The sequence below is a fragment of the Levilactobacillus mulengensis genome (assembly GCF_003946045.1).
Classification (GTDB): domain Bacteria; phylum Bacillota; class Bacilli; order Lactobacillales; family Lactobacillaceae; genus Levilactobacillus; species Levilactobacillus mulengensis.
This window is the reverse complement of the sequence record NZ_RHNW01000003.1, coordinates 312,297-322,490: the sequence shown is the minus strand read 5'-3', so window position 1 is coordinate 322,490 and position 10,194 is coordinate 312,297. Positions and strand designations below refer to the sequence as shown.

The following is a 10,194-nucleotide window of genomic DNA, read 5'->3' as shown; positions in this document are numbered from 1 at the left end:
TAATCCATGTCTATTTTTGTACAGTAAAGGCCCGGCATGCCGGGCCTTTACTGTACAATTTAACTTTCAACCTTTAGTTAAAAAAACCAAAAATACATACCACTAGGAGTAACCCAAAACCAAATAGAATTTTTTTCATTGCTTTTCTAGTCATCACGCTCACCTCATACCTATAGTGTAACGCCTAGGCGACTAGTTTAGCTACAAAAAGTTAATCTGTTTTCCGCAAATATTTCCGCTTACAATCGCGTAATGTCAATAAATACGTTATTATGGTGCTTTCAGGAACTCCATCCAATTGATTCAATTAAGCACTTGCTCATATATTCAACAATTTAAATATTTCGTTATTGCAAAATAGCTTTATTCACCTTACCTTCACTTAGCCAAAAAGGTTTAAAATTTCGCACTTTATTTCAAATAAAGCATTAGCCTTATCTGCCGAAGAATAAAAACCACTTGAACGCTTACCGATGCGGTAAAAGGTTCAGGTGGTTTAAATTCTCTTACTCTCATAGCTAGATTAAGCTAACACCCTGACAAATCATGCTGTTTCATTTTACCCAAGAACATTGTTAGTGGCCAAACTGGTTGAACTACTCGTTGAACTATCACTAGTTGGGCTACTAATAGCAGTATTACCACCGGATTCAGAGCCCTCACTGCCATGCTCCTTAGCATAATCCGCGCTAATATCCGTGCTAGCAACAGACCCGGGCGCATTTGTTAGTTCCCAATAGATTGTGCCTTGGTACGTTGTCGTATTACTACCCGAAAAGATTGTCGGCATCGCATCCAGGTACATCCCTGTAGCCGGCTGATTCAGCGTCTGTGTCGTTGTTGACCAACCGTCCGTCGCGTTCACGTCCTGAGTAACTGAACGGTCACGGGCACCTGCAGAAACTGCCACAGCAGAAGCCATTGATTCGCGGTTGCCGTCAGTGTCAACGTACACCATATGACCATCTAGCTTCCGTTGATTTCCATCAGTAGAAGTTAAGTCCGTTGCCTGGGCCAAAACGGTCCACTGTGTGCCTGAGGCTTGTGTATCATGTACTAACACTTGTGGCAGTGTTTTAGGTGCAATCAATGTTTCCTTAGATGGTACACTGATTGCGCCAAAGTCCATCTCGTTATCAACATGACTCAGGTAAAGCTCACCCGCATTCCGTTTAAGGGTAATATCAGCCGTATTTGTCGTCCCAACACCATCTGAATTTGTTGCCCCAATTTTAACGGTTAGACTACCATCGTTGGCCAGTCCAGCAAGCTGCGTTGCAATATCAGTCTGATCAGACTTCAGCGTCACCTTGCTTAAATCATATGGCGTTCCCAGATAGGAAACGGTAATCCCGGCCTGTTTAGCAATCCAGTTTAATACCTGGTTGTCGGATGACATGCCTTGCAAGTCCTCCAAGGTATCTGGATCGATGTCTAGGCTATTCGTAGGCGGCGTAATCTTCAGCGCCGGATTAATTGTCGCTCCAGCAGTTGCGTGATCACCCATGTCATTATATTCAGTTACCCCAAGCGTAGTTGTTCCCGTATCAGGCATGCTGACTAAATTTCCAATATAATCTGGAAAATCAATTTCAAATGTTCCATCTGCACTAACGTTATCGCCAGAATAGTCCGTATCCTCGTTACCCTTGGTCAAGGTCGCGGCAATCTTTAGCCCCGGATACCCGACTCCTGTAACTTTCTTGTCCGACGCCATGATGTTCTTAACATTCCCTGTACCTGTTGCTTTAAATGTCGAATTGATATACATCTTAGGATCAAACAGCCAGTCGGTCCCTTTCCAGGTAGTTTCAAGCGCATCATCTTCAGTGATTCTGGCATAAACTAAATAATCCGTTTTCGTTGAGTTGGTATAGGTAATGGCAAATCCCAGAGATAAGGGGAGCAAAGTATAAAGCTTTGACAAATCGACATTAATCTCATAATAATCACCCGACGTCGTCACACTAGGAACAGCTGATCCACTAATCAAATCAGTTCCTACAGCAAAAGGTTTGGCATCTCCAGCTGGTGCATTGGGATCCATATTAGATCGCATAACCTCTGGCTTGATGCTTTTAATCTTGCTGGTCGCACCACTAGCCATGCCAAAACTTCCAGACATCTGTAGATAGATTTTAGTCGTGCTCATTGTAATTCTATTTGTGCCTGATAGTCCGTTGGCCGCAACGACTCCCAACTTGGGTCTTGTTGGAACCGACCAAGTCGGCTCTATCTGTCCCATGTACATCGCACCTTTATCTGACCTCGCCGAATAGTAGGCACTAGCAGTATTTACCGGTTTAGCACCCGCTGGCATCGTTGCGGCATTGGCTGAACAATTCCCAACCAAGCTGAACCCCAACACCACGGTCAGCAGTAAGCCAAGTTGCATGATGAATTTACGAAACTTCATTTTGACTCACTCCTTCTCCCGTAGCTGGCGTGCTTGATGGTAAATAATCGCCACTAAAATCAACACAATCAATAGTAGAATACCCACTAAATCAGCTAGTAAAGATTGGACTTCACTCGTCTGCGGCAAGCGTCCAGCTAGAACATCGGCCGCTGCGGCCTTCAACGCCGTGACACCAGTCTTTTCCTTGCTTGGATTGCCATTATCCGCGGTATCGCTTCCACTCCCATCCCGCCGCAAGTCATGACCATGAGTCGCCGTGGTCGCCGCCCCAGAAGTCTTCGTTGGCGTTTTGCCATTAGGAATCTTATCATCGGAAATCCGAGTCGTGGGATTGCCCGTAAAGGTAATACCCACCTGCGTTTCACCCCGACTAACCACGTTGTCAGCGAGCGCTGATGTCCCCATGCCTAGACCTAAAGTCATCGTGAGCACCAACACTAGTTGCATGATGAGTTTCTTCATGATCAACGCCCTCCTTTCCAGGTAGACTCGTTAGTCTTCGGCTTGGTCTTCTTGCTTCTTCTTGTTCCGCCGAATCAGATAAATGATCAGTAAAATCAAGAGAATCAGGATCAGCATACCCAGAGCCCCTAAGGCCAGCACTAGCCACAAACTGATGCCAGAGCTTTCAACCGATCCGCGGTTAAACTTGGCCGCTTGGGCCGCCGTAATCGTAAAGTTGCGGTCAAAGACCCAGGTCCGGTCCGTATTCTTGACGACCATATGCAGGTGGTAATGACCCGCCTTCAATTCTTCCTTCCCAAAGTACATCGGGTAACGGAAGGTTGTGTTCGGAGCCATCTGAACGTTTTTCTTAGTTGCTTGCTTGATAACTTTGCCGCCATCACGGTCGGTAATCGTCGTCTTCATGTTTAAATTAGGAATGATCACGGCCGTTGGATTCCGCAAGTCAGCGAACACCCCACGGTGATAGTCACCCAGACCGGCAGCGACCTTGCCCAATTTCATATCGGGATTAGGCGTCGTGTTGCCCATCGTGTACTTCATCCCAACCACGTAGGAATAGCTGTTCCGCAGGTTGCTGGCACCCTTGACGTCACCGGTGACCTTAGTGTCGACTCGTTTGAAATACCAGCCGCCCAAAATAACCCCTTTGAAGGACGTCTTTGGCATCTGGACCTTCGCCGTGACCACCTTAGAGCTACCGGCCGGAATCGTCAGCGTGGACTTGCCTTGAATCTTACTGATATCACTCATCTTGTAACGGAGTGAGGAATCAAATGAACTGGCTGGCTTCACGTATTCGATGGCACCGGCACTGCTGGTCCAGGCCGTATGAATCGCGGTCTTCACCTGAATATCCTGATTGGTTACGTTGTAGACGCGAACCTTCAGGTATTCCGTTTGGTTTGAAGCCATTTTCAAATCAAAGAACGAGTTTTTCTTGTTAATTTGGTTCTTGGGAATCGATGCCTTCACGCTATACCCGACTTCGTTTTCCCCGGCCGCATTGGCCACCGTTGTGAGTCCCAAACCACCTAAAATCAAACTAAAAACTGCTAAAACGAGAAATTGAATCTTCTTAAGCCCTTGCATCTCTACACCCCTGACTACCCTAGTTAGTTTTTATCTATGATGATTGCTATGTGTTGGTTATAACCGTGTTATGTAAGGTAAAAAGGTGCTCATCCACAAACCAATGAACACCCTCTACCATATAAGAAACTTATTTAGCTGGGGTATCACTCAGCGTCCAGTTGATGTCGCCAGAGTAGGTCACACCACTCTTGGTGTTGGCTGGAATCGAAGCTAATTGAACGTCGCCTGGATCCATTTGGAAGGTCGTGGTCAACATCCCACTACCAGCCTTGGCGCCGTAGATTGGTTGTGTCGAGGTCCCATCAGTGGTCATGCCACTAACAGCACTTTGGGTAATTCCGCTTCCAGTATCGGAAGAACTCTTAATTTGAGCAGCTTTCTTACTGTTCAAATTAAGTAAGGCCCCGGTCAACGTGTTGGACTTGTCAGAAGTGGCATCAGCCTTGCCGCCAACCGTCATTGGGTCAGCACTCAAGCTGATTGACCAACCGGCGTTTGTCCCACGAGTATCCGTAACTTCAGTCAACAGGTTGGTGTTATCCGCAATAGCAGTACCAGTCCCAGAGGTCCGGCTGTTATCAACCTTTTCAGCGGTAGCGCTTTGGGTAGCCGTTGAAACGTCGTGTGATCCAAAGTCAATGCCCTTAGAAACGTAGAGCAAAGCCAAGTCGCCGGCAGGCTTAGTAGTATCAACCCCACCCTTGTCGCCTGGGTCTGGCTTCGTTGGATCAGTTGGATCAACTGGGTCGGTCGTGGCTGTTGGCTTGTTAAATGAAATTGAACCCACCGTCTTACCAGTCATTTGACCAGTATCACCGGTCGCCGCATTGGCCGTAATTGGTGCCACAGCACCTAACAACAAAGCACTGGCTAATAAAATACTACTAATTGATTTCTTCATGAAGAATACACCCCTCTTGTATTTGTTATCTGCATGGTTCCCACATAATTAAGCCCCATATGCTAGTTGTTGCCTTAATCCTTAACGGGCTTACGTTCCCAAGTAACGGATACACCCATTCTGGTTAACAATTTGATACAGAAGTCGTTTCAAATCGCGTTACAATCAACTAACTATGTAACAACGTCAGTATATGTCAAAATGGGGTGCGTGTAAACCTTTTCTGATAAAATATATTTAACATTTTTAAAGATAACTTAAAAACGCCTAAGCACCGGTGCTTAGGCAATTACAGCCATTCTTAATGTTTTATACAATGATTAATAGGCACTTTACTAGACAACAAAATCTAGTAATTGTCTAATCAACGAGACTATTCGTTATAATCACGACAAACGCCGTCATGACGTGCATAGTGCGCCAATCAATGGCGAACAATCATTCATACTATGTTTTCACAGAAAGAACCCTATAAACTATCACTGGGGTGATTACGGCCAAAACATTCGGATTTCTCGTATTTTTCGCAACCATTTACGGACAACCCAAAAAGCCAGCGCAACGGTATCCCCCGTCAACACTGGCTTTCCAACTATTCATCTAGTAATTTCCGGACCAACGATTGTGTCACATTTTCGCGGTTTTCGCGCTCATCGGCTCGTCGAAGGGCTACCTGCTGAAGGGCTGATAACGTCGCCGCTTCAGCCCCGGCTGGCAAGGCATACAGGCGATGGTAGGCCCGTTTGATCTGGTCAAAGTCGGTATGCTCACGAACCAGCCCCCGCAGTTGGGTGGTCGTCACGTGATTTTTCTTGGCGGGCACCCAGTCGTTTGCCGGTTGAACCGCCAGGCGCTGCGTGAACGCCTGCCGCAAGGTCTCCGGCCAAGCAGTTGGCAACGCATCCCCCGCCGTTAGCCGGGCCCGCAAGGTTTCACAGTCCCGGTAAACGCTCGCCGGCACCTGTTGGCCCTCCCAGGGTTGCTGGAGCTTAGCCAAGCTCGCCGTCCGTTCCGCCGGCGTCAGGTCAAAGCCAATCGCCGCGTTAAACAAGTCATCCCACCAATCACGTTGACGCTGGTGGGCGCGCTGGCGACTGGCCCGGTTCAAGTCCGCCACCAGGTACCGCGGCACGATTTGGAGCCGCGCCGCCTGAATCTGACCGGTGCGAGCAAACTCCGTAGCCATCACCCCTAGTTGATAGGAGTTGACCAGCTTCTTCAGGCTAGCCGGCATGGTGAGCGCCGCAACTTTTTCCTTAAATTCAGCCAGCGGCAAGTGGCGCGTGATCAGGTCGGCCACTCGTTGTAGATAGCTTCGGTACGGTGCCGACGCCCGCAACTCCTGGACCGCCGTACTTTCCTGGTGCTCAGCGTGTTGCCAAGCGGCCTGGGCCTCTTCCTCGGCTAACTGCTTCTCCCGTTCAGCCCGCCGTTGTGCCGCCTGTTGGGCGGCCGTGGCGGCTTCCTGGTCAATCCCCGTCAGGACGTCATATTCCGTCAGATACGGTTTTAACTGGATTTCTGGCAAGGTCGTTTGGGGGCGTTTCAAATACCCCGTCACCGTATCCTTGGTCCCGTGCCGCACCCAGTGTTGGCGCCGTTGGTGGGTTTGGGGCAAATTAGGCAAGGCCTCTGGATCCCACAAGATTTCTGGCACCTGTGGGTAATGCGCGGTCAGGTCATCGTATTGGGCGACCGCGTGGATGTTGTCCTCGGTGGTGATGGTCATCAGGTACTGCATTTCATCACTCATGAACTTCTTCACGCACTCGGAACCCACAATGATTTTGTGACCATCCTTGCGCAACACCACGTGGTATTCGTAGCGCACCGGCTTGTGGCAGAGCGCACAGTGCCGCCAATCCAGCCGGTTATTGCTGGGATTGATCACGTACGGCGAGTCCGCCAATAATTTCCACGCCTCGCTGCTCTGGACCAGCCAGTCGACCCGTTGCTCCAGCAAGACCTCTCGCGCCGAGCGGGGTAAAAAGTCACTGCTGTCCTTAATCGTGGGGTGGTCGCGCAGCAGGGGCATCAGTCGGGTCAATCCCGGCAACGCCAGTGCGCGCTGACTCAGTTGTAGGAACCGGTTCTCGGCCGGCGTCAAAATGGTGGTTGCCATGCGTAACGTCCTTTCGTCTCAAATTCGCGTTCTTTTAGTCTACCATAACTCGCCGCAAAATAGGGAACGTATGTTTAATTTTCGCGCTTTCTACCGCCTCTGGGATGGTGAAAACTGAGCCGAAACGCGGTCGCATCCGTTCCCGCCGGCGGGCTCAAAGCGCCCTGCTGTGGGGCCGGTTCCAGCCAAAGGTCGGGCTTCCACCTCAACTTTGTGCCTGAGAGGCGGTCACAAAGGTTGTCCCATGGGCTAAGCTGAGAAAATCACTCAGCTAAGGCCATCGACACAGCTGGTCACTTTGGCCCGCCTCTGGTCACTCACATCGACCCTGTCAGCTCATTTTCATCATCCCTGCAGCTGACACGGATTTCACCCACAATCCTACTTCCCATTTGCGCACGGATGGATTATTGCCAGCTAAAATTCTGACTGGTTTCACCACCATGAATGTCCTAACCATGTAAAATAGACCGCTCATTTCACAAAAACCTAGTGAGATGAACGGCCTACCTAACACACATATTCACTTATAAAGTCGGTCGCAAAACAATTTCATTGATATCAACATTCGCCGGTTGCTCAATGGCAAAGACCACCGAGGCTGCGATATCCTCAGGCCGCAGCTTCGGGACCGATTCCAGGTTAGCGTTGCGCTGGTCCGCAAAGAACCCCGTCTTCACAAATGCTGGGGAAACCATCATGGTCCTGATGTGCGCTCCGGCTTCTTCCGCGCGAACCCCATCCATGATGGCTCGCACGCTAAATTTAGTGCTGGCGTAAACTGTTGCCCGACCTGATGGCCAGCCGTTGAATCGGTCGCAATGATCTGGCCGCTCCGCTGTTTCTCCATGACCGGAATCGCCGCAGCCAAGCCGTACAAGACCCCCTTCACGTTGATGTCGATCATTCTTTCCCATTCATCGACTCGGCCCTCATTCATTGGCGCAAAGCTCATCACGCCAGCGTTCAAGTCTAAAACATCAATCCGACCATATTCGGCTAAGGCAAAATCAATCAACGCCTGCACCTCAGCCCGGTTACTGACATCGGTCACTTTAAAAATCGCCTGACCACCCGCTTGGTGAATGGCTGCCGCCGTGGCTTGCAAGTCCGCTTCCTTACGCGCGGCTAACACAACGCGATGCCCATGACTCGCGGCCAATAACGCCGTTGCTTGACCAATGCCACTAGTTGCACCCGTAATAACAATCGTCTTTGCTTGTTTCAAACCCATTCTCCTCATCTATTAAGTTAAAGTTACTTCAGCTTTCCATTCATAAACTGTGCCTCGCCATTGCCAAAGCTCCAGTCTGCTCGCGTATTCCCCACGATATTGATCATCACATCAGCGGGGGCGACACCAGCGCCAGCCTCGAGTTCCTTTACCAGCCGCGCATAGAAGCGTTGCTTATCGTCCTCGGCGCGGGGGCTGGAGGTCAGACTGAACATTAGGAACTGATCCGTCCGGTCGAATCCCAAGCCAACGTCTTGTATGATCATTTCTTCCGGGTCGTGCTGGGTCACGATTTGGTACCGGTCTCGGGGCAACAGATGTAGCTCTTCCGTCGCCACCTGATAGGAAATATCCAGAATTTTTTGATTTCGGCTTTACTTCGACCTCTAAACATATCAATCCGCATTAATGGCATCGTAAAAACTCCTCTTTTTAATTTCATTTCCACCCTGAATCTTACCACGGGTGGCTTCAATAACTGATTTACGTGACTCGCGCCATCTCATCCGACGTGGCGCGCTAACAACAGAACCTAGTTTACCGCGAAACGGTGACCAATAACTTGATAATTGTCAATTCCAGAGTATGTCCTAAAATTTTACACATCGTCAGCGGTATTCGACCACTCAAAAAGCGACTACCCTTAGCTTCCTGAGTAATCGCTCTCCAATACCTCTATTCTAATTCATACCGACAGCTTCAGTCGGTCCAGCAACTCATAGATAGTCACCGTCTGGACGTCAAACTATCACGCCATCCCCATGATTCGATCAACTGTTGCGTCGTAAGTCTTCAACGTAACCCCTAGCATCGACGCAGCTGTGGCAACCCCTAGTTTTCCCTGTGACTCATCATTAATCACGGCATTCGCGTAGCGCGGATCAACTCGGGAAACGGCGGTATTGTAAAAATTACCACCAGCTGGTCTAGCTTTTGCCTGCAAACCAGCCTCCTGATAACGTTGCGCCCAAGCTAATTCGGCCTCGCCATAGATTCCCAGCGTCTTTAGCCGAATTGCTACGGCCACAACACTGACGTGAAATTTCTTCGACAATCGTTTGAGATTCTCAACAGCTGATTCACGGCTGACCAGTGCCCGTCTAACAACATTAACCGGCAGCAAAATATTAATTGTCACGGCATTGATCCAGCGTTCCGTCACGATATCCGCCTCTGGTGACACATTTAGAATCTCATTACTTCCCAGAAAGGCGTGAATCAGCTCGTGAATTAGTGAGAAAATCTTTGCCTTCTTACTATCACCGCTGTTAATAAAAATCAGTGGAACAACCTCGTCGACCAAAACAAACGCCCGAAATTCAGCGACATTTAGCGGCCGACGCGTATTAGACCCAACGATACCGCTCTGCATGACCATGATACCTAACGCACTAATCTTGCGCCGTAACAGATTAAAGAAGTCATCATCACTGATGGTTAAATTAGCCATTGGTGGTAACTCTAACAGGTCACTGACGTTTTGGGCAACGACCACCGGATCCATTTGGCTGGTAAAAAAATGTGAGAATTTAAACCGGCTATTGTCATCCTGATCCAACAAATATTGCTTCAGCCATTCCTGTCGAGAACCCATGGTGTGGATGGTTTCAATCAAACGCCGGCTAGGTTGGACTGCCGCATTGTTAACTGTTCTAAACCTAACAAAATCATTTTCTTCACGAGGTAATTCGCTTTTAAAAAAGTAGTTAAACGGGATACGCGTATCCCGACTAAAATCTTGGAGTTGCTTAAAGGTCGGATAGTCTTGACTGGTCGTAGGATTTTCCCACGTTCGTAGACGATACTTTTTCATTAACTCAGCCTCAGTCTTTTCACCGTGGTCGATTGCCCAGTGAATGACCTTCTGATCAACTGGCACTCTTAAAACAGCCATGATTTCCTCCCCTCTCTCAAACTACTTAGCTTAGATTTTAGCATACTATTGCTTCGGTCATGTG

The 10,194-nt window shown here is 48.9% G+C and carries 7 protein-coding genes and 1 pseudogene; all 8 read right to left on the bottom strand.

Going from position 1 to position 10,194, the window contains the following annotated elements:
• Positions 1–559: 559 nt before the first annotated feature.
• Entirely contained in the window at positions 560–2,416 is a 1,857-nt protein-coding gene (locus tag EKM84_RS05310; RefSeq protein WP_125764403.1) for a hypothetical protein, read from the bottom strand.
• Positions 2,417–2,422: 6 nt separating this feature from the next.
• Entirely contained in the window at positions 2,423–2,881 is a 459-nt protein-coding gene (locus EKM84_RS05305) for a hypothetical protein (RefSeq protein ID WP_125764401.1), read from the bottom strand.
• A gap of 30 nt (positions 2,882–2,911) precedes the next feature.
• Positions 2,912–3,976 carry a DUF916 and DUF3324 domain-containing protein gene (locus EKM84_RS05300; protein WP_125764399.1) on the bottom strand — a complete coding sequence of 355 codons (1,065 nt, stop codon included), beginning with the start codon at positions 3,974–3,976 and terminating at the stop codon, positions 2,912–2,914.
• Positions 3,977–4,106: 130 nt separating this feature from the next.
• Positions 4,107–4,880 carry a WxL domain-containing protein gene (locus tag EKM84_RS05295; protein WP_125764397.1) on the bottom strand — a complete coding sequence of 258 codons (774 nt, stop codon included), beginning with the start codon at positions 4,878–4,880 and terminating at the stop codon, positions 4,107–4,109.
• Between the two features lie 592 nt (positions 4,881–5,472).
• A complete protein-coding gene (locus EKM84_RS05290) occupies positions 5,473–7,002 on the bottom strand; it encodes a hypothetical protein (protein ID WP_125764395.1) in 1,530 nt (509 codons plus the stop codon).
• 527 nt (positions 7,003–7,529) lie between these two features.
• Positions 7,530–8,236, bottom strand: a pseudogene (locus EKM84_RS05285) (SDR family oxidoreductase).
• 23 nt (positions 8,237–8,259) lie between these two features.
• Positions 8,260–8,574, bottom strand: a complete 315-nt coding sequence (locus EKM84_RS05280) for a tautomerase family protein (RefSeq protein ID WP_318531074.1) — start codon at positions 8,572–8,574, stop codon at positions 8,260–8,262.
• Between the two features lie 410 nt (positions 8,575–8,984).
• A complete protein-coding gene (locus EKM84_RS05275; RefSeq protein WP_125764393.1) occupies positions 8,985–10,130 on the bottom strand; it encodes an ImmA/IrrE family metallo-endopeptidase in 1,146 nt (381 codons plus the stop codon).
• Positions 10,131–10,194: the final 64 nt, after the last annotated feature.